Genomic DNA, 21,207 nt, shown 5'->3' on the forward strand with positions numbered 1-21,207 from the left:
GGGCTTGCCCGCGATAGCGGTGGGTCAGTCAATGCAAATGTGACTGACAAAATGCAATCGCGGGCAAGCCCGCTCCCACAGGAACCGAGTAAGGCATCTCGACCTGCAAGACCCCGAGGTCTTTGGGAGCTCCACATGTTGAACACCCTTCTTCCAATCCTGTTGTTCGCTGCCTTGGGCCTGGCTGTCCTGGGCGCGTTGCGGCGGGTGGCTATGTGGCGTCAGGGCCGGGCTTCGAAAGTCGACCTGATCGGCGGTCTGTTCGCCATGCCCAAACGCTACATGGTCGATTTGCACCACGTCGTCGCGCGGGACAAATACATTGCCAACACCCACGTCGCCACGGCTGGTGGTGCAGTGGCGTCCATTGTGCTGGCGATTCTGGTTCATGGCTTTGGCCTGCATAACCGCATCCTCGGTTATGCACTGCTGCTGATGTCGGCGGTGATGTTTGTCGGCGCGATCTTTATGTTCCTGCGCCGTCGCAACCCACCGGCCCGCTTGTCCAAAGGCCCGTGGATGCGCTTGCCGAAAAGCCTGATGGCGTTCTCGGCATCGTTCTTCCTGCTGACCCTGCCGGTCGCTGGCATCCTTCCGGAAAACTTCGGTGGTTGGTTGGTAGCTGCGATCCTCGGCGTTGGCGTGCTGTGGGGCGTTAGCGAACTGTTCTTCGGCATGACCTGGGGCGGGCCGATGAAGCACGCCTTCGCCGGTGCCTTGCACCTGGCCTGGCACCGTCGCGCCGAACGTTTTGGTGGCGGTCGTTCCACCGGTTTGAAGCCGCTGGACCTAAACGATCCAAACGCGCCACTGGGCGTGGAAAAACCCAAGGATTTCACCTGGAACCAACTGCTCGGCTTCGACGCCTGCGTGCAGTGCGGTAAATGCGAAGCGGCGTGCCCGGCGTTCGCCGCTGGCCAGCCGCTGAACCCGAAAAAACTGATTCAGGACATGGTCGTTGGTTTGGCTGGCGGTACTGACGCCAAATTCGCTGGCAGTCCGTATCCGGGCAAAGCCATTGGCGAACACAGTGGCAATCCGCATCAACCAATCGTCAACGGTCTGGTGGATGCTGAAACCCTGTGGTCCTGCACCACTTGCCGTGCCTGCGTCGAGGAATGCCCGATGATGATCGAGCACGTCGACGCCATCGTCGACATGCGTCGCCATCTGACTCTGGAAAAAGGCGCGACCCCGAACAAGGGCGCCGAAGTTCTGGAAAACCTGATCGCCACCGATAACCCGGGCGGCTTCGCGCCAGGCGGGCGGATGAACTGGGCGGCGGATTTGAACCTGAACCTGCTCAGCGAGAAGAAATCCACCGACGTGCTGTTCTGGGTCGGCGACGGTGCTTTCGACATGCGCAACCAGCGCACCCTGCGCGCCTTCGTCAAAGTGCTGAAAGCGGCCAAGGTCGACTTCGCAGTGCTGGGTCTTGAAGAGCGTGACAGTGGTGACGTGGCACGACGCTTGGGCGACGAAGCGACCTTCCAGCTGTTGGCCAAGCGCAACATCCAGACCCTGGCCAAGTACAGCTTCAACCGCATCGTCACCTGCGACCCGCACAGTTTCCACGTGCTGAAAAACGAGTACGGCGCCTTCGACGGCAACTACCTCGTACAGCACCACAGCACTTACATGGCGGAGATCATTGGCGAAGGCGCCCTGAACCTCGGCCAGCACAAAGGCAGCAGCGTGACCTATCACGACCCGTGCTACCTCGGTCGCTACAACGGCGAATACGAGGCGCCGCGTGAAGTACTGCGCGCGCTGGGCATCGAGATCAAGGAAATGCAACGCTCCGGTTTCCGTTCTCGCTGCTGCGGTGGCGGTGGCGGTGCGCCGATCACCGACATTCCGGGCAAGCAGCGGATTCCCGACATGCGCATGGAAGACATCCGCGAAACCGGCGCCGAACTGGTGGCCGTGGGTTGTCCACAGTGCACTGCGATGCTCGAAGGCGTGGTCGAACCGCGTCCAATGATCAAGGACATTGCCGAACTGGTGGCCGATGCGTTGCTCGAAGACGCAACGCCGGGAAAGCCATCGGCACCGGCCAAACGTGAACCTGCGGAGGTGCATTGATGAGCGACATTATCCGCCGCGACCCACGCGCCGAATGGATCGCCCGCAACCGTCTGCACCCGCTGCACGCGGCCATGCAACCGGCGCAACACAGCTGGATGGGGCCTAACGGCCTCATCCGCAAAAATCCTCACGGGATCGGTTTTATCGGCCCCAACGGCATCAAACGGATTGACCGCAGCGGCGCTCAGCAGGGCGGGGCGACTAAACGCTCGGCCGCGGTTGAAGTGCAATTGCCGCTGCATCAAGTGGCTGCACCTGCGTTCTACATCAGCGTGGTGCCGGACATGGTTGGCGGCCGCTTGAGCAGCCACGACCGCGACTTGCTCGGCCTGGCTCATCAGTTGGCCGGCAAGGACGGCGCAGTATTGGCTGTGGTCTTCGGTGAGCACAAGGAAAACGCCTTCGCCACGGCTGGCGTGGATCGCTTGCTGGTGCTTGAGGGCGACGAATTCAGCGGTTATGCACCGGAACAACGCGTCCAGGGCCTGCGGGCTGTGGATAACCAGTTCAGCCCACGTCACTGGTTGCTGCCGGACAGCCGCAGCGGTGGTGGCGAACTTGGTCGACGCTTTGCCGCCGCACTGGGCGAGCGCCCGGCCACGCGGGTCTGGCAGGTCAAGGATCAGGAGTGCATCGGCCGCGCCGGTGCTGGGTTGCAAGACCTGGCGCGTCCAGTCGCACGCTTGATTCTGGCTGCTGCCGAATGCGCTGAACCGGTCAGCGAAACCCGTCACGAGGCCTTGCCAGTGGAGTTATCCACAGCGGTCGCACGCAGCCTGTCGCGGATCGAAGATCTGGGCGCGGTGGCGGTGGACCCGGCGGCGATTCCGATGGCCGAAGCCGAATTCATCTTCTCCGGCGGCAACGGGGTCAAGGACTGGGGACTTTTCCACAGGACGGCCGAGGCGTTGGGCGCGACCGAAGGTGCGTCACGAGTGGCGGTGGACGACGGCTTCATGGCCCGCGACCGTCAGGTCGGTGCGTCCGGCACTTGGGTCACAGCACGGGTTTACGTGGCGGTGGGCATTTCCGGGGCGATCCAGCACCTGCAAGGCATCGGTGCCTGCGACAAGGTGGTGGCGATCAACCTCGATCCTGGCTGCGACATGATCAAACGGGCCGACCTGTCGGTGATCGGCGAGAGCGCCGAGATTCTTCAAGCCTTGATCGATGCGGTAGAGGCTTACCGCAATGAAGCCAAGCGCGATGCGGCTTAAGGAAAGGAAAGGGTTATGAGCACGAAAATCATCAGCCTGGTGTCCATCGGCGCCCACCCGACCTCCGGCCGGCCACGCCGCGCCGAGCAGGATGCGCGGGCGGTTGAACTGGGTTTGCAACTGGCTGGGGATAACCTGCAAGTGCTGCATGCCGGCGACGTCGCGGAACCGGCACTGCGCGCTTATCTGGGCATGGGCCTGGAGCAGCTGCATGTGCTGGAGCAGCCGGAAGGTGCTGACGCGCTGCCAGCATTGACCGCGTATTTGCGCGATGCCGGGGCGCAAGTGGTGCTGACCGGCAGTCAGGCGGAAACCGGTGAAGGCTCGGGCATGTTGCCGTTCCTGTTGGCGGAAAGTCTTGGCTGGCCGCTGGTGGTGGGGTTGGCGCAGGTCGAATCCATCGACGGTGGTTCGGCGCTGGTGCTGCAGGCCTTGCCTCGTGGGCAGCGTCGGCGCTTGAAAGTGCGCCTGCCGTTTCTGGCGACTGTGGATAACGCAGCGCCCAAGCCTCGGCAGAGCGCCTACGGTCCGGCCCGTCGCGGGGTATTGCAGGCGGATGAAGTCGAGGTGATTGACGATGAACTGCTGGCGGTGGCCACGCTGCAACCGGCCAAACCACGGCCCAAACGCTTGAAAGTGATCAAGGCCAAGAGCGGTGCAGATCGCATGAAGGCCGCGACGGCCAAGGCCAGTGGCGGAGGCGGGCAGGTGCTCAAGGGCGTGACCGCGCAGGCGGGCGCTGAAGCCATTCTCAAGTTACTGATTGAAGAAGGCGTGGTTCGCTAACGGTCCTGTGGAGCCCGGTAAATGGCAGTTGAGTTTCGTTCGGCCCTGCGCGCGGATGCGCGGGAGATTGCTCGCTTGTTTCAGATTTCATCAGAAGGTGCGGCGGATTACATCTGGAGCCAACTGGCGCAGCCTGGCCAGGACCTGCTGGAGGTCGGTGCCAGTCGTTACGCACGTGAAGACGTTGATTTCTCCTATCAGAACTGCCTGATCGCGCAGGCCGAGGGAAAGGTCATCGGCATGCTGCACAGCTACGCGATGCGCCATGACCCTCAGGCCGCTCCCGTGACCGATCCGGTCCTGGCGCCGTATGCCACGATGGAAATCCCCGACACCCTGTATATTTCGAGCCTGGCCCTGCATGAGGGCTGGCGCAATCAGGGTTTGGGCAAACAATTCCTCGCTTACGCCTACGACCGTGCCAACCGGTTGGAGCTCAACGGCTTGAGCCTGATCGACTACGCGGTGAACACCGGCGCCCGGCGGTTTTATGAGCGCCATGGCTTCCGGATCGTCGATACCTGCCAGATCACGCCCCACCCAATGATTCGGGTCACGGGGGAAGCCTATTTGATGTATCGGCCTTAAGGCTGAGCCCTGTTCGTGTGGGATCGCCGCACCGCCGCTCCCACATGGGTTCAGTGTCGAACACTGATTATGTGCACACCCACGTTACCCACAATCCCTGTTAGTGCTTCTGTGGATAACATGTTCGCCCCTCGCTACACCCCATGCCCATCAAGTCCTCCAGCCTTCCGTACAAAAAACAACCAATGTAAGCCACGGTTTTTTCGAGCTTTTTCCACAGAACAACTTCGCTCGTGAGCCGATACTTGCCCCCAATCTCTGTTGGCGCTTCTGTGGATAAGATGTTCGCTGTCCGCTACAGGCTATATAAAACGTGGCTTTCAGTGGGTTGATCAAATAATGTTCAATTGACCCTTTTCTCCCCCTGATCCTTCCGCAAACCCTGAATTTTCGCGGCTTTCAGCGGTTTTCCACAGAACCTGCAAAGTTGCCCCCAAAGTCTGTTGGCGCTTCTGTGGATAAGGTGTTCGCCATCCTCTACACGCCATATAAACCGTGGCCTGCAGACTTCTGATCAAAAAACGATCAATGCTTGCGTAAAACCCTGCTTCTGGATAAGTCACGGTTTTTCTTGGTTTTTTGTGAATGAATTTAGCCCGTCATCCACAGTTGTCCCCAATAGCTGTGGGTGGAGATGTGGATAACTTGTTCGCTAAACCCTGCAAGCCACGGCCCATATAGGCCACAACGCGATAGATCAGATTTCATACAGTTCTAAGGCACTACCTTGACTTCAATCTGTCGTCTGTCTTCACTCTCATGGCACAAGGACAGCCGTCACTTATCCACATCTGGTTCAGGGAGAACGCGTGATGGATAGCCAGCCACATCGCTCGCAGCCACATTCGCACCCCAGCCCCTGCATGACCTGTGTACCGACACCCGCCACCTTGCTGCGTAAACGGATTCATCGTCGCGCCACCAATCAGCGCGCTCGTCTATAGCGCCTGAAGCCTTTCCCCATCCCCTGACGCTGCTGCCATTGAGGCCCGACCGTGCCCGGTGACCAGGCGTTTGTTCGTCTATCGATTGCAGGCAACCACAGAGTTGCCCATCTGCCTGAGAGGAAATGACCCATGACACGGATCGCCACGCCCATCAGTGATATCAAGGAACATTACGACGTGATCGTCATCGGCTCCGGCTACGGCGGCGGGATCGCGGCGTCGCGCCTGTCCCGGGCCGGCAAGCGGGTGTGTCTGCTGGAGCGAGGCCGGGAAATCCAGCCCGGCGAATACCCTAATACGATGCTGGCGGCCACCGAAGAACTGCAAGTCCATGACCCGGACGGGCATATCGGTTCGCGCACCGGGTTGTTCGACCTGCACGTCAATGCCCAGCAGAACGTGGTGGTCGGTTGCGGCCTGGGCGGCACGTCGCTGATCAACGCTAACGTCGCTCTGGAACCGGAGCCCGGCGTGTTCGACGATCCGCGCTGGCCGCTGGCGGTGCGTGAACACCGCGACACGCTGCTTAAGGATGGGTACGCCCGGGCTCGGGAGATGCTCAAGCCCAATCCATACCCGAGTACCGCACCGAACCTGCCCAAACTAGACGCCAACAAAAAGTCTGCGGACTACCTCAAGCAAGGTGCGCATTTCTACAAGCCGCCGATCAACGTGACCTTCGACAAGCTGCCGAACAACCTCAACCATGTCGGCGTCGAGCAATTACCGTGCAACCACTGCGGCGACTGCGTGTCGGGCTGTAACAACAAGGCCAAGAACACCACGCTGATGAATTACCTGCCGGACGCCTGGAACCACGGCGCGGAGATTTTCTGCCAGGCCGAGGTGCGGCACCTGGAGCGCGACGGCGACGGCGACGGCTGGATCGTGCATTTCCAATACCTGGACAGCGGCCGCGAGAAGTTCTCGGCACCGACGCTATTCGTCAAGGCTGACGTCGTCGTGGTTTCGGCGGGCACCCTGGGTTCCACCGAAATCCTCCTGCGTTCTCGGGACAAAGGTCTGGCGACGTCCGATCAGCTCGGCGAGAACATGAGCGGCAACGGTGACATTCTCGGTTTCGGCCACAACTGCGACCAAGCGATCAACGGCATCGGTTTCGGCGCGCACCCGGCCAGTGAAATGAAACCGGTCGGCCCGTGCATCACCTCGATCATCGACATGCGCACCGAAGGCGACTGGCGCAGCCGCATGGTCATCGAAGAAGGCTCGATCCCCGGCGCGCTCGGCCGGCCCATGGTGCCGAGCATGGCCGCGTTCGCCGGGTTGATCGGCAAGCCCACCGATGACAGCTTCAGCGGCAAGCTCAAGTACGCCGAGCGAGAAACCGAAAGCTTCCTGCGCGGCCCGTATCACGGCGCCCTGCATAACATGCAGACCTACCTGATCATGAGCCACGACGACGGCAAGGGTCGCATGGTGCTCGACAGCAAGGATCAGCTGCGCATCGACTGGCCGGGTGTTGGCGAGCAGGAAAACGTCAAACTCGGTAACGAGCGTCTGCACCAGAGCACCAAGGCATTAGGCGGGATCTGGGTCGAGAATCCGATCTGGACCGAGCTGCTCAAACACAGCATCGTTTCCGTCCACCCGTTGGGCGGTTGCGTCATGGGCGAGGACGCGGAGCAAGGCGTGGTCAACCACAAGGGCCAGGTGTTCAGCAGTACCAGTGGCACCAATGTCTATGCCGGGTTGTACGTGACCGACGGCGCGGTGATTCCGACCTCCCTGGCGGTCAATCCGCTGCTGACCATTTCCGCCGTGAGCGAGCGCAACATGGGCCTGCTGGCGGCCGATCGCGGTTGGCACATCGACTACACGCTGCCCTCGGCGCCGCGCAAACAGGTGGCGCCGCCGACTCTCGGGGTGCAGTTCACCGAAACCATGAAGGGCTATTTCTCCAAAGACTTCACTCAGCCTCAAGGCACCGATCTCAAACTCTACGAGGCGGCGGCCACACGCGGCGAGTCAGAGAACTCGCCGATCGAGTTCACCCTGACCATCACCGCCAACGACCTCAACCGCATGATCAAGGAGCCGCAACACGCCGCGACGCTGGTCGGCACGCTCAATGCGCCGGGCCTGTCGCCGGAACCGCTGACCGCCAGCAATGGCGTATTCAATCTGTTCGAGGAATATCAGGAACAGGTCGGCGTGCGGCACATGAAATACGACATGAAACTGACCGCCGAGGACGGCAGCGATTATTACTTCAGTGCGTTCAAAACGGTGCCCGAAGACAACGGCGTGCTGAACGTCTGGCACGACACCAGCACCCTCTATGTGACGCTGTATCGCGGATCGGACAAGACCGGTGAAGTGATTGGTTCGGGTGTAATGCACATCCATCCAGTCGATTTCGCCAAGCAGATGACCACCATGAAGGTGCTCAATGCCCGCAACGAACGCGAGCGCATCGACGGGCTGGCGCGGTTCGGCAAGTTCTTCGCCGGCATCTTGTGGGAGAGCTACGGCGGGGTATTCGCGGGTGACATCTACTTCAATCCCGATGCACCGCCACGGCAGAAACGCCCGCTGGATGCGCCGACCCCGAGCGTGCATTTCTTCCAGACCGAAGACAACGTACAGCTACGCCTGACCCGCTATCAGGGTGGCAGCAAAGGGCCGGTGATGCTGGTGCATGGCTTGGGCGTGGGTTCGAATATTTTCTCCACCGACACCATCCAGACCAACCTGCTGGAGTACCTGTGCAAGCACGAGTACGACGTCTGGTTGCTGGATTTGCGAGTGAGCATTCTGTTGCCCGCGAGCAAGAAGGAATGGAATGGCGACCAGATTGCGCAGTACGACTTCAAGGCCGCCATCGCGCAGATCCAGCAAGCAACCAAGGCCGCGGACGTGCAATGCGTGGTGCATTGCTACGGCGCGACGACTTTCTTCATGTCGCTGCTGGCCGGATTGCAGGGCGTGCGTTCGGTGGTGTGTTCGCAGATCGCCGCGGATACGGTGGTCGCCACGGCAACCGGGCTCAAGGCAGGTCTGCACCTTCCGGGGATGCTTGACGCCATCGGCATCAAATCCCTCACCGCGTATGCCGACAACAAGGAGAGCTGGTTCAACAAGCTCTACGACAAGGCTCTCAACGGGTATGCCCGCATCGAGGCTCAGGGCTACTGCACCAACCCGGTGTGCCATCGCATCACCTTCATGTACGCGTCGTTGTACCGCCACGACACGCTCAACGAGACCCTGCATGACAACCTGCATGAGCTGTTCGGTGAATCGAACATGCAGACCTTCGAGCACTTGGCGTTGATCCTGCGCAAAGGTCATCTGGTGGACTTCAAGGGCCAGGACGTCTACATGCCGCACTTCGACCGGCTGACCATGCCGATCTGCTTCATCAGCGGCGAAGACAACCAGTGCTACCTGCCGGAAAGCACGCTCAAGACCTATGAGCGCGTGTGCAAAGTCCATGGGCCGGAGCGCTACAGCCGCCATGTGGTGCCGGGTTACGGGCATATCGACTGCATGTTCGGAAAGAATGCGGTGCTCGATGTGTACCCGATCATCCTGCAACACCTGGAGAAAACCGCTCAGGGTTGACGCAACCCCTGTAGGAGCTGCCGCAGGCTGCGATCTTTTGACTTTGCTTTAAAAAACAAGATCAAAAGATCGCAGCCTGCGGCAGCTCCTACGGGAGTGGTGTCGCGCTCGAAATGGACAAAAGGAAATGGATGCCATGGACAGTTACATCCGCTGGTTTCAACGCTTCATCTGGCTAGGCATTGTGATGAACATGGTTTTCGCGATTCCGGCGCTGTTTGCGCCGGCGTTGCTGACCTCAATGCTCGGGATGCCGCCGCAGCTCTCCGATCCGTGGCTGGAAAACGCCGGCATGCTGTTGGTGGGGATCAGCCTGTTCTACATGCCGTCTGGCTTCAACGCACCAAGATACGTCGTGCATTCATGGCTATGCGTGCTGTCGCGATTGGTCGCCGTTGCGTTCTGGATCTACCTGATCAACACCAGCAACCAGGCACAGGTATTTGTGCCGATGCTACTGGGTGATCTGAGCATGTTCCTGATCCTCGGGATTCTGTTGTACCGGGGCAGCGCGCCGGCCAATCGGCCCTTGGCGTTGCTTCGCGACGGCTGGCATGAGTGGCGCGCAGCGTGGGCGCGACGCTGGCAGCGGCACAGCTTCAAGGTTGCCACGCTGGTCGTGGTGCTGGCGTTGGGGTTTATCGGCTATGAGACCTGGTACCAGATGCTGCGGGTGGTACCGGAAGAGCAATACGCCTCCGATGAGGATCACTACAAATACGGCGCCATCGGCCTAGGCATCGAAGCGCGGATTCCCTATTACCTGTTCGCCGTATTGCCGCAAATGTGCCCGGATAAACTGCCGAAACCCGGCGGCTATGAAGTCTTCGGTTTCCTCTACGAGAATGGCAAGGACCTGCCGATCGGCATGGCCAAGCGGCAGATCGGCTACCCGACCGTAGAGCCCAACTGCGCCCTGTGTCACACCGGTTCCTACCGGGCCAATACCAGCGACGTCGCCATCCCGGTGACCACCGCGCCGGCCAATACCCTGCAACTGCAGGCCTTCCAGTGGTTCGCCTACAATTGCGCCAGCGATCCGAAATTCACCCCAGACGCGGTGATGACGGCGATCAACAGCAAGTTCCAGCTCGGGTTCTTCGAGCGGTTGTACAACCGCTACGTGATCATTCCGATGGCCACGAGCGCGCTGGTCAAACAGAAGCAGGCCTATGCCTGGCAACGCCTGCGCGCGCCGCAAGGGCCGGGGCGCACCGACACCTTCAACCCGACAAAAATGGTGGTGTTCGGCTTCCCGGATGACTCGACCATCGGCACGGTCGACTTGCCGCAAGTCTGGAACCAGAAGCCTCGGGAGTCGCTGTACCTGCACTGGGACGGCAACAACAACGACATCCATGAGCGCAACTACGCGGCGGCCATGGCGGTGGGCGCGACGCCGGAGTCGGTGCTGCCGGCCAGTTTCAACCGCGTGACCAACTGGTTGCTGGGCCACAAGGCGCCGACATGGCCGTTCGCGCTGGATCAGGCCAAAGTCGCACGGGGCAAACCGGTCTGGGAAAACAACTGCGCCGGTTGCCACGATTTCGGCCGCACCGACACCGGTCAGGTCACCACCAACATTGAGGAACTGGGCACTGATCCCCATCGGCTCAACTCGTTCACCAATGGTTTGGTGACGGCTTTCCATGGCTTCAAGAAATCACCGTTCGACTTTGGCGCCTATCGCAAAACCCAGAGCTACAGCAACACGCCCACCGACGGCGTCTGGTTACGCGCGCCGTATCTGCATAACGGTTCGGTACCGACCCTGTGGGACTTGCTGCAACCACCGGAAAAGAGGCCGCTGGTGTTCTTCACCGGCTCCGATGTGTACGACCCGGACAAGGTCGGCTTCGTCACCAGTGGCGCGCAGATGAAAGCCTCGGCGGACTTCAAATACGACACCCGTCTGGAGGGCAACCACAACGGCGGCCACCTGTACGGCACGCAGCTGTCGGAACTCGATAAGCGGGCGCTCATCGAGTTCATGAAAACCCTGTAATTCCACTACGGATGGAGGAAAACGACATGTCATTAGTCAGTCATTGGGAACACGAGTACGACAAGGTCAAGCTACGCGTACACGGCTTGTTCACTCGCCTGGAAATGGCCTGGAAGAAGCTCGTCAGCGAGCTTGAACCGGAGGAGTTCGAAGCCATCGTCGCGCTGCTGCAACGGGGTCACGATCAGGCGCAATACGTGCTCAAGCACGGCGATATGCCAGACGATCAGCCGAGTGTGCCGTGGGAGTTGTCCCACGGCTTGTCGATCCTGCACATCGGCAACGCCAGCCCCTTGCCGCAATCGGTAGACGAGCTGCAAACCCGAGTGCTCAAGGACGGCAGCCTGCTCGGTTGTCGCAAATGGGAGCTGCTGGATCTGTTGTGGAGCGAGGCGTTGCTCAAATGGATCGAGAACCTGCGGCATCACGCGCCGTTCGCCACCAACCCGGCGCTGATGCGCATGGACAGTGACGTGACCCTGGCCATCGCCGGCGACTGGGGCACCGGGCCGTTCGACAGCCATGCTCCGGCGGTGTCGGTGGCCAACCAGATGCAACTGGCCCAGGCTGACTTCACCATTCATCTGGGGGATGTGTATTACGCCGGCACCCGCTCCCAGGAAGACGTCGACATGGTCGGCTGGCCCATGGGCAAGCACGGCTCGTTCACCCTCAACTCCAATCACGAGATGTACAGCGGTGCCCATGGCTATTTCAAGGAACTGGCCAAGCGTTTCCCGGCGCAGCAGGGCACCAGTTATTTTGCGTTGTACAACGATGACTGGCTGGTGATCGGGCTCGACACGGCTTACGCCTCGGATGCGATCAACCTGTACATGGACGGTGCACTGAACAAGGAGCAGATCGACTGGATGAAAGACCTGCCTCAGCGCAAGAAGATCATGGTGCTCAGTCATCACCAGGGCTTCGACATTTCCGGGCACAACAAGACGGCGCTGTATCAACCGGTGTGCGATGCCTTGGGCCGTGAGCCGGATTACTGGTATTGGGGGCATTTGCACAACGGCATCTGCTACGCCGCTCAAGGCGGGTTGCATGCGCGCTGCGCCGGGCACGGGGCGATTCCCTACGGCAATGCCAGCGAGCTGAACGGGCATGCGCGGGTGCTGTGGTCGGAAACGGAAAATGCGCGGGATGAGGCGTACCCGGATCGGGTGTTGAACGGTTATGTGAAGGTGCGGCTGGTGGGGGAGAACATCGAAGAAACGTTTATTGGGGAGGACGGGTCGGTGCGGTGGTCTTCGAGTTAACGGGGTGACCGTGTTGGCCTCATCGCGGGCAAGCCCGCTCCCACAGTGATGGGGGTGTTCACAAAATCTGTGTACGCCGCCGATCCTTGTGGGAGCGGGCTTGCCCGCGATGCTTTTGCTCTTAGCCTTGAACCGGAACACCTTTGAGGTACGGCGCAGGCTCGGCCCCCAGGTTGTTCAGCAGACGCTCGCTGTACCAATCCACGAAGTTCACCACGCCAAACTCATAGGTCTTGGAGTAAGGCCCTGGCTGGTACGCGGTGGAGTTGATCCCGCGCTGGTTTTCTTCGGCCAGGCGACGGTCCTGGTCGTTGGTAGCATCCCAGACCTGGCGCATGCGCTCCACGTCGTAGTCCACGCCTTCGACCGCGTCCTTGTGGACGATCCACTTGGTGGTGACCATGGTTTCCTGAGCACTGATCGGCCACACGGTGAACACGATGATGTGGTCGCCCATGCAGTGGTTCCACGAGTGCGGCAGGTGCAGGATGCGCATCGAGCCCAGGTCCGGGTTCTGGATCCGGCCCATGAGTTTTTTGCAGCCCTGCTTGCCGTCGATCGTCATCGACACGGTGCCCTTGAGCAGCGGCATGCGCACGATACGGTTACGCAGGCCGAAACTGGCGTGGGCGTAAGGGATCTTCTCGGCTTCCCAGGCAGCGGCCGAAGCAGCGACGTGGTCCTTGAAGGCCTGGTCGGCACGCGGGTCGGTGACGTCGTCCCATTCCAGCAGGGTTTTCAACAGTTCCGGGTGCGACGCGTTGCAGTGGTAGCACTCGCGGTTGTTTTCCAGCACCAGTTTCCAGTTGGCCTTTTCGAACAAGGTGGTCTGGATCGCCACCTTGGTGTTCTCCATGTCGTACGGTTCCATGTAATGGTTCAGCGTCGACAGGAAGTCATCAATGGCCGGCGGGTTCTCCGACAGGCTGATGAAGATGTAACCGCCAGCGGTTTTCACATTCACAGGCTTCAAGCCGTACTGCTTCATGTCGAAGTCGGCGCCCATTTCGGTGCCGGCGAACAGCAGGCGACCGTCCAGCTCATACGTCCACTGGTGGTAGTGGCAGACCAGTTTGGCGACTTTGCCTTTTTCACTGGTGCACAGCCGCGAACCGCGGTGACGGCAGACGTTGTGGAACGCATGGACCACGCCGTCGGCGCCACGAATCACGATGATCGGGTTCTTGCCGACTTGCAGGGTCAGGTAGTTGCCCTTGGTCGGGATTTCGCAGGTCATGCCGGCGATCAGCCACTCTTTCTGAAAGATTTCCTGCATGTCGATATCAAACAGCCGCTCGTCAGAGTAAAACGGCTGCGGCAGCGAGAAAGTGCGCTCGCGCTCTTGCAGCATCTGCGCGGTGGCCTTGCGTGCGGGTTCCAGTGGATCGCCCAGGCTCAGGGTAGTGGTGACGTCCATCGTGTGTTTCCTCAAGGCCATCTGCGTGGCCGCGAAAGTGGCTGATCAGGTTTGCTACGCAAGGTGTAAAGGTTGTGTCTTGGTATGGGGCGAGTGTGGGGCCGGCGCTCGCCAGAACCTTATCCATGGGCGACATGGCCCAATCTGTTCCCGACGCGCAACCCCCGGTAATTGGGGGCTGGTCGCGATAAGTATGTGAATGTCGCAGATAGGTAAATGGAGGGGCTGCGCTATACGCAGAATCGCCAACATGAAGGCCGGCAGTCGGCCGTGGAGATCAGCATGTCCAACAGCTTCCTGAACCCGGTAACCACCCAGACCTGGGCCAATGGTCGACATATTGTCCGTTGCGTCAAAGTCATCCAGGAAACCTGGGATGTGCGCACCTTCTGCTTTATGGCCGACCAGCCAATCCTGTTCTTTTTCAAGCCCGGGCAGTTCGTCACCCTGGAGCTGGAAATCGACGGCGTGCCGATTATGCGCTCCTACACCATTTCCAGCTCGCCGTCGGTGCCGTACAGCTTTTCGGTGACCATCAAGCGCGTGCCGGGTGGCAAGGTGTCCAACTGGTTGCACGACACCCTGCATGAAGGCCAGGAACTGGCGGTACACGGGCCGGTCGGGCTGTTCAACGCCATGGATTTCACCGCGCCGAAAGTGCTCTACCTCAGCGGTGGCGTTGGCATCACGCCCGTTATGTCGATGGCTCGCTGGTTCTACGACACCAACGGCAACGTCGACATGGTGTTTATCCACAGCGCCCGGTCGCCCAAAGACATCATTTATCATCGCGAGCTGGAACACATGGCGTCGCGGATCGATAACTTCAGCCTGCACCTGATTTGCGAGAAACATGGTCTAGGCGAGCCGTGGGCCGGTTATCGCGGTTACCTGAATCACAAGATGCTCGAACTGATGGCGCCGGACTTCCTTGAGCGTGAAGTCTTCTGCTGCGGCCCGACCCCATACATGAACGCGGTCAAGCGCATGCTCGAGACGGCCGGTTTCGACATGACGCGTTATCACGAGGAATCCTTTGGTGCGACACCAGCGGAAGCCCGTGCCGACGCGGTGGAACAAGCCGAAATCGCAGCAGATGCACCGGAAGTCGACGTTGCCGACCTGCATCAGGTCGAATTCACCGCGTCCGGCAAAAGCATTCGCGTGGCGCCGGGCGAAACCGTGCATGCGGCGGCGGCCAAGCTTGGCCTGCTGATCCCGAAAGCCTGCGGGATGGGGATCTGCGGGACCTGCAAGGTGATGAAGCTGGGGGGCGAGGTCGAAATGGACCACAACGGCGGGATTACCGAGGAAGACGAAGCCGAAGGGTTCATCCTGTCGTGCTGCAGCGTGCCGAAGGGCGATGTGCGGATCGAGTTTTGAACCTGTGGGAGCGGGCTTGCTCGCGAAGACGGCAGCGCAGTCAACATTGATGTTGCCTGACACACCGCTTTCGCGAGCAAGCCCGCCCCCACAATGGTTGGTATTTCAGTCCACAAACAAGTCTGGCATCAGCTTGTCTTGGGTGCCGGGCTCAAAGCGGTAATGATCGAATTCGGTCACGCCATGCTCCCGCAGAATCTCCTCATCAATCAGCAAGCGCCCGGTAATGCTGCGGCCACTGCTATCCAGAATCGCGTAAGCAGCATCCGCCATAATTGCCGGCGAACGCGCATGCTTGAACGACTCGCGTGACCCCAGCTGAAACTCGATGGCGGCAGTGGCGATCATGGTCTGCGGCCACAGGGAATTAACGCTGATGCCGTAGGAGGCGAACTCCTCATTCATGCCCAAAGTCAGCATGCTCATGCCGTATTTGGTCACCGTGTAAGGGCTGTACTGGGCGAACCACTTGGTGGCCAGGTTCAGCGGTGGTGACAGGTTGAGGATGTGCCCGGCGGATTTTTTCAGATAGGGCAGGGCAGCCTGGCTGCAAAGGAGCACGGCGCGGGTGTTGATCTGATGCATCAGGTCGAAGCGCTTGAGTTCGATGTGTTGCACGCCGGTCAGCTTGATCGCCCCGGCATTGTTGATCAGCGCATCGATGCCGCCGAAATGTGCACTGGCGTCGGTCATGGCCTGGCGCACAGCAACTTCATCACGCACATCCACCTGCAAAGCCAACGCCTTGCCGCCCGCGGCTTCAACCTCCGCCGCCACGCTGAAGATGGTGCCAGGCAGTTTGGGGTGAGGAGTGGCGCTTTTGGCGGCAATCACGATGTTGGCCCCGTCCTTTGCTGCCCGCAGCGCAATCTCACGCCCAATGCCACGGCTGGCGCCGGTGATGAACAGGGTTTTGCCTTGTAATGACATGCGTACGCTCCTGATTGTTGTTATCTGAGCGGATCGAAACGGCTCGCCAGTCAATGTAGACCAACTCTTGCGGGGCATTTTGCATCAGGGCTTTTTGTGGCGAGGGGGCTTGCCCCCGTTGGGTTGCGCAGCAGCCCCAAAGCCTGAGCATGCGGCCTGTCAGGCAGACCGCGTTGGTTGGTTTTTACGACTGCTGCGCAGCCGAGCGGGAGCAAGCTCCCTCGCCACAAAAGCTTGGGGCGTCAGGCTGCCATGACTTCCCGAATATCCGTCGCCAATTCGCGCACGCGTTCTTCTTCGGTGTCCCACGAGCACATGAACCGTGCGCCGCCGTTGCCGATGAAGGTGTAGAAGCGCCAGCCCTTGGCAGTCAATGCGGCAATGGCCGGTTCCGACAGTTGCAGGAACACGCCGTTGGCCTGTACCGGGAACATCAGTTCCACGCCCGGAATGTCGCTCACCAGTTCGGCCAGCAGCTGCGCGCAGTGGTTGGCGTGGCGGGCGTATTTGAGCCAGGCATCGTTTTCCAGAATCCCGACCCACGGCGCCGAGAGGAAGCGCATCTTCGACGCCAGTTGACCGGCCTGTTTGCAGCGGTAATCGAAGTCTTCGGCCAGTTTGTGGTTGAAGAACAGAATCGCTTCGCCCACCGCCATGCCGTTTTTCGTGCCGCCGAAGCACAACACGTCAACGCCGGCCTTCCAGGTCAGGTCGGCTGGTGAGCAGCCCAGATACGCACAGGCATTGGAGAAGCGTGCGCCGTCCATATGCAGGTTCAGGCCCAGTTCTTTGCAGGTGGCGCTGATGGCGCGGATTTCGGCCGGGGTGTACACGCTACCGACTTCGGTAGCCTGGGTCAGGGTCACGACGCGCGGTTTCGGGTAGTGGATATCCTGGCGCTTGAGGGCGATTTCGCGGATCGATTCCGGCGTCAGCTTGCCGTTCTCGGTGCGGGCGATGAGCAGCTTGGAGCCGTTGGAGAAAAACTCCGGTGCGCCGCATTCGTCGGTTTCGACGTGGGCGGTTTCCGAGCAGATCACGCTGTGATAACTCTGGCACAGTGATGACAGGGCTAATGAGTTGGCCGCGGTGCCGTTGAAGGCGAAGAACACTTCGCAGTCGGTTTCGAACAGTTTGCGGAATTGATCCGCTGCGCGTGCGGTCCACTCATCGTCGCCATAAGCGCGCTGGTGGCCGTGGTTGGCCTGTTCCATGGCAGCCCAGGCTTCAGGGCAGATACCGGAATAGTTGTCGCTGGCGAATTGTTGGCTCTTATCGGTCATGGCCGGCTTCCGTAATCGAGGCTCTTATGGTGAAGAGCTTCGTGGTCAATGATGGTGCGCACTTTACCGAAGATCGTCCGGGGAGCACACGGGATGTTGCTGTCAGAAAAATACACGGTTGACGGGCAATTATGCACATGACGCAACGGGATGGGGCGCTGGATCTGCTCAAGTGGCTCGCGCTGCTGAGCATGGTGCTCGATCACCTGCGATATGTCGGTTATTCCATCGATCTGCTGTATGTGCCGGGTAGGTTGGCGTTCCCGTGGTTCTGTCTGGCGATGGCGGCGAACCTGTCGCGAACCCGTGCAGTAACGACGGATGGCCAGTGGCGTTACCTCGGTTGGTTGTTGCTGTTTAGCGCTCTGAGCGAAATTCCCTACCGGATGTACATTCCTGATCACAACACCTTGAACGTGTTGCCCACGTTGATTCTGGGGCTGTTGGTCGCGCTTGGCTGGCAGAACCAGATGCTTCAATCGCGGCTATTGGCGGCCGGTGCACTTTTGCTGGCAGCACTGTTCCCGGAGCGACTGATGTTCGGGTTCTTCGGCGTGCTGTTGCCGCTGGCGATGTTGCTGGTGATCCAACGGCCCTGGTATTTCAGCCTGCTGCCGGGGCTGGTCTGTCTGGCGGCCAATCAATGGCAAGTGCTGTATTACGCTGCACGACTTCATAGCAGCGCAGCGATGCTCGGCATTGCCGCTTGTCTGATTGCGCCATTGCTGGGGCTGTTGCTCTTGCGACATGCCCAAGGCATCCGGCCACCGCCGATGCGTCGCTGGGCTTACGCGCTCTATCCCGCGCATTTCCTCGTGCTTCTGGCCTTGCGCCAACTCATCGCCTGATCCCCATACTCTTGTGGCGAGGGAGCTTGCTCCCGCTGGGCTGCGTAGCAGCCCCAAACCCAGTGCATGCGGTTCGTCAGGTTGATCGTGTTGGTCGTTTTTACGACTGCTGCGCAGCCGAGCGGGAGCAAGCTCCTTCGCCACAAGAGCCTTCCCTGGTCCTGCCTTTCTGGCCCATGTCGTAAACGCACCTTTGCGTGGCGTCCATAGGCATTTGACCTGTCTGCGCCGGTCATACCATCGCATCCAAAGGGCACTGCCGTAACGCCAGTGCCTTACCGAGACGAATGGCGCATAGATGCCGCTGGGAGAGACGCGATGTTCAGCAAGCAAGACCAGATCAAGGGTTACGACGATGCACTGCTGGCGGCGATGAATGCCGAGGAGCAACGCCAGGAAGATCACATCGAGCTGATCGCGTCAGAGAACTACACCAGCAAACGCGTCATGGAAGCGCAGGGCAGCGGCCTGACCAACAAGTACGCCGAAGGCTATCCGGGCAAGCGCTACTACGGTGGTTGCGAGCACGTGGACAAGGTTGAAGCCCTGGCCATCGAACGCGCCAAGCAACTGTTCGGCGCCGATTACGCCAACGTGCAGCCGCACTCCGGTTCCTCGGCCAACAGCGCCGTGTACCTGGCCCTGCTGCAAGCCGGCGACACCATTCTGGGCATGAGCCTGGCCCACGGTGGTCACCTGACCCACGGTGCCAAGGTGTCGTCCTCGGGCAAGCTGTACAACGCCGTGCAGTACGGTATCGACACCAAAACCGGTCTGATCGATTACGACGAAGTGGAGCGCCTGGCCGTCGAATGCAAGCCGAAGATGATCGTCGCCGGCTTCTCGGCCTACTCCAAGACCCTCGACTTCCCACGCTTCCGCCAGATCGCTGACAAGGTCGGTGCGCTGCTGTTCGTCGACATGGCTCACGTCGCCGGTCTGGTCGCTGCCGGTCTGTACCCGAATCCGCTGCCGTATGCCGATGTGGTCACCACCACCACCCACAAGACCCTGCGCGGTCCACGTGGCGGCCTGATCCTGTGCAAGTCCAACGAAGAAATCGAGAAGAAGCTCAACGCGGCAGTCTTCCCGGGTGCCCAGGGCGGCCCGCTGATGCACGTAATCGCCGGTAAGGCGGTGTGCTTCAAGGAAGCGTTGGAGCCTGGCTTCAAGGCTTACCAGCAACAAGTGATCGACAACGCCCAGGCCATGGCCGGCGTATTTATCAAACGCGGCTACGATGTAGTGTCCGGCGGCACCGATAACCACCTGTTCCTGGTCAGCCTGATCCGTCAGGGCCTCACCGGCAAAGAGGCGGACGCAGCACTCGGTCGCGCCCACATCACTGTGAACAAGAACGCTGTCCCGAATGATCCACAGTCGCCGTTCGTGACCTCCGGCCTGCGTATCGGCACCCCGGCGGTGACCACTCGTGGCTTCAAGGTTACCCAGTGCACTGAACTGGCCGGCTGGATCTGCGACATCCTCGACAACCTCGGCGACGCCGATGTCGAGGCCAATGTCGCGCAGCAAGTGGCAGCCCTGTGCGCGGACTTCCCGGTTTATCGCTGAGCGCGGTTTTGGAGTAAATGACTATGCAACGCTATTCGGGCTTCGGCCTCTTCAAACACTCCCTCAGCCATCACGAAAACTGGCAGAAGATGTGGCGCACGCCGACCCCTAAAAAGGTCTATGACGTGGTCATCGTCGGCGGTGGCGGGCATGGTCTGGCGACCGCCTACTACCTGGCCAAGGAACACGGCATCACCAACGTGGCCGTGGTCGAGAAAGGCTGGTTGGGCGGCGGTAACACCGCGCGCAACACCACCATCGTTCGCTCCAACTACCTGTGGGACGAGTCGGCGCACCTGTACGAACACGCGATGAAATTGTGGGAAGGCCTGTCCCAGGATCTGAACTACAACGTGATGTTCTCCCAGCGTGGCGTTTACAACTTGTGCCACACGCTTCAAGACATTCGTGATTCCGAGCGTCGGGTCAGCGCCAACCGCCTCAACGGCGTGGACGGCGAACTGCTCGATGCCAAACAGGTAGCCGACGAGATTCCGTACCTCGACTGCTCCAAGAACACTCGCTACCCGGTGATGGGCGCAACCGTCCAGCGTCGCGGCGGCGTGGCCCGTCACGATGCCGTGGCGTGGGGCTTTGCCCGTGCCGCTGACGCATTGGGTGTGGACCTGATTCAACAGACCGAAGTGATCGGCTTCCGCAAGGAAAACGGCGTGTGCATTGGTGTTGAAACCAACAAGGGCTTCATCGGTGCCAAGCGCGTCGGTGTGGTCACCGCCGGTAACTCCGGGCACATGGCCAAACTCGCCGGTTTCCGTCTGCCGATCGAATCGCACCCGCTGCAAGCGCTGGTGTCCGAGCCGATCAAGCCGATTATCGACAGCGTGATCATGTCCAACGCCGTACACGGTTACATCAGCCAGTCCGACAAGGGCGACCTGGTGATCGGCGCCGGTATCGACGGCTACAACGGCTACGGCCAGCGTGGTTCGTACCCGGTGATCGAGCACACCATTCAGGCCATCGTCGAGATGTTCCCGGTGCTGTCGCGCGTACGCATGAACCGTCAGTGGGGCGGCATCGTCGACACCACGCCGGATGCGTGCCCGATCATCTCGAAAACCCCGGTACCTAACATGTTCTTCAACTGCGGTTGGGGCACCGGTGGCTTCAAGGCAACACCTGGCTCGGGCAACGTGTTTGCCGCAAGCCTGGCCAAGGGTGAAATGCACCCATTGGCCGCACCTTTCTCCATCGACCGTTTCCACAACGGTGCGTTGATCGACGAACACGGCGCTGCTGCGGTTGCCCACTAACAGGAGAAAT

The 21,207-nt window shown here is 60.3% G+C and carries 15 protein-coding genes; 11 read left to right on the forward strand and 4 right to left on the reverse strand.

Features of this window, described 5'->3' with window-relative positions:
- Positions 1–135: 135 nt before the first annotated feature.
- The 4 genes from dgcB to JFU11_RS19035 are packed head-to-tail and all read left to right on the forward strand — an operon-like array spanning position 136 to position 4,679.
- On the forward strand, positions 136–2,085 hold the full coding sequence (dgcB, locus tag JFU11_RS19020; RefSeq protein WP_201061791.1) for a dimethylglycine demethylation protein DgcB: 1,950 nt from the start codon (positions 136–138) through the stop codon (positions 2,083–2,085).
- A complete protein-coding gene (locus JFU11_RS19025) occupies positions 2,085–3,305 on the forward strand; it encodes an electron transfer flavoprotein subunit alpha/FixB family protein (protein WP_038981121.1) in 1,221 nt (406 codons plus the stop codon). The genes dgcB and JFU11_RS19025 overlap by 1 nt, the downstream gene beginning before the upstream one ends.
- 15 nt (positions 3,306–3,320) lie before the next feature.
- On the forward strand, positions 3,321–4,091 hold the full coding sequence (locus tag JFU11_RS19030) for an electron transfer flavoprotein subunit beta (RefSeq protein WP_030128552.1): 771 nt from the start codon (positions 3,321–3,323) through the stop codon (positions 4,089–4,091).
- A 21-nt stretch (positions 4,092–4,112) separates the two neighbouring features.
- Positions 4,113–4,679 (forward strand): GNAT family N-acetyltransferase, encoded by a 567-nt coding sequence (locus tag JFU11_RS19035; protein WP_123719624.1) that lies wholly within the window; start codon positions 4,113–4,115, stop codon positions 4,677–4,679.
- A 332-nt stretch (positions 4,680–5,011) separates the two neighbouring features.
- Here the strand turns inward: JFU11_RS19035 and JFU11_RS19040 are convergent, their stop codons facing one another.
- Positions 5,012–5,242, reverse strand: a complete 231-nt coding sequence (locus JFU11_RS19040) for a hypothetical protein (protein ID WP_201061793.1) — start codon at positions 5,240–5,242, stop codon at positions 5,012–5,014.
- 513 nt (positions 5,243–5,755) lie between these two features.
- Between JFU11_RS19040 and JFU11_RS19045 the strand changes: the two genes are divergently transcribed.
- From JFU11_RS19045 to JFU11_RS19055, 3 genes are all read left to right on the forward strand, one after another.
- The gene (locus tag JFU11_RS19045; RefSeq protein WP_201061795.1) at positions 5,756–9,214 is read left to right on the forward strand and encodes an alpha/beta fold hydrolase; all 3,459 of its coding nucleotides are present in this window, start codon (positions 5,756–5,758) and stop codon (positions 9,212–9,214) included.
- 136 nt (positions 9,215–9,350) lie between these two features.
- A complete protein-coding gene (locus tag JFU11_RS19050) occupies positions 9,351–11,219 on the forward strand; it encodes a hypothetical protein (protein WP_201061797.1) in 1,869 nt (622 codons plus the stop codon).
- A 26-nt stretch (positions 11,220–11,245) separates the two neighbouring features.
- On the forward strand, positions 11,246–12,490 hold the full coding sequence (locus JFU11_RS19055) for a metallophosphoesterase (protein ID WP_123719622.1): 1,245 nt from the start codon (positions 11,246–11,248) through the stop codon (positions 12,488–12,490).
- Positions 12,491–12,611: 121 nt separating this feature from the next.
- On the opposite strand, the gene gbcA is transcribed toward JFU11_RS19055, so the two are convergent.
- On the reverse strand, positions 12,612–13,907 hold the full coding sequence (gene gbcA, locus JFU11_RS19060) for a glycine-betaine demethylase subunit GbcA (RefSeq protein WP_030128547.1): 1,296 nt from the start codon (positions 13,905–13,907) through the stop codon (positions 12,612–12,614).
- A 282-nt stretch (positions 13,908–14,189) separates the two neighbouring features.
- On the opposite strand from gbcA, the gene gbcB reads away from it, so the two are divergent.
- Positions 14,190–15,290: a glycine-betaine demethylase subunit GbcB gene (gene gbcB, locus JFU11_RS19065; protein ID WP_123719621.1), complete on the forward strand. Its 1,101-nt coding sequence runs from the start codon at positions 14,190–14,192 to the stop codon at positions 15,288–15,290.
- A gap of 105 nt (positions 15,291–15,395) precedes the next feature.
- Here gbcB and JFU11_RS19070 read toward each other — a convergent pair whose 3' ends face one another.
- Positions 15,396–16,220 (reverse strand): NAD(P)-dependent oxidoreductase, encoded by an 825-nt coding sequence (locus JFU11_RS19070; RefSeq protein WP_201061799.1) that lies wholly within the window; start codon positions 16,218–16,220, stop codon positions 15,396–15,398.
- Between the two features lie 242 nt (positions 16,221–16,462).
- Positions 16,463–17,503 carry a low specificity L-threonine aldolase gene (locus tag JFU11_RS19075; RefSeq protein ID WP_123719619.1) on the reverse strand — a complete coding sequence of 347 codons (1,041 nt, stop codon included), beginning with the start codon at positions 17,501–17,503 and terminating at the stop codon, positions 16,463–16,465.
- 131 nt (positions 17,504–17,634) lie between these two features.
- Here JFU11_RS19075 and JFU11_RS19080 point away from each other — a divergent pair, with 131 nt between their 5' ends.
- From JFU11_RS19080 to JFU11_RS19090, 3 genes are all read left to right on the forward strand, one after another.
- A complete protein-coding gene (locus tag JFU11_RS19080; protein ID WP_201121345.1) occupies positions 17,635–18,351 on the forward strand; it encodes a TraX family protein in 717 nt (238 codons plus the stop codon).
- Between the two features lie 318 nt (positions 18,352–18,669).
- On the forward strand, positions 18,670–19,923 hold the full coding sequence (glyA, locus tag JFU11_RS19085; protein ID WP_123719617.1) for a serine hydroxymethyltransferase: 1,254 nt from the start codon (positions 18,670–18,672) through the stop codon (positions 19,921–19,923).
- Between the two features lie 23 nt (positions 19,924–19,946).
- Complete coding sequence (locus JFU11_RS19090) at positions 19,947–21,197, forward strand: sarcosine oxidase subunit beta (protein WP_007947735.1); 1,251 nt, start codon at positions 19,947–19,949, stop codon at positions 21,195–21,197.
- Positions 21,198–21,207: the final 10 nt, after the last annotated feature.

This window comes from Pseudomonas sp. TH37 (genome assembly GCF_016650735.1).
GTDB classification, from domain to species: Bacteria; Pseudomonadota; Gammaproteobacteria; order Pseudomonadales; family Pseudomonadaceae; genus Aquipseudomonas; species Aquipseudomonas farris.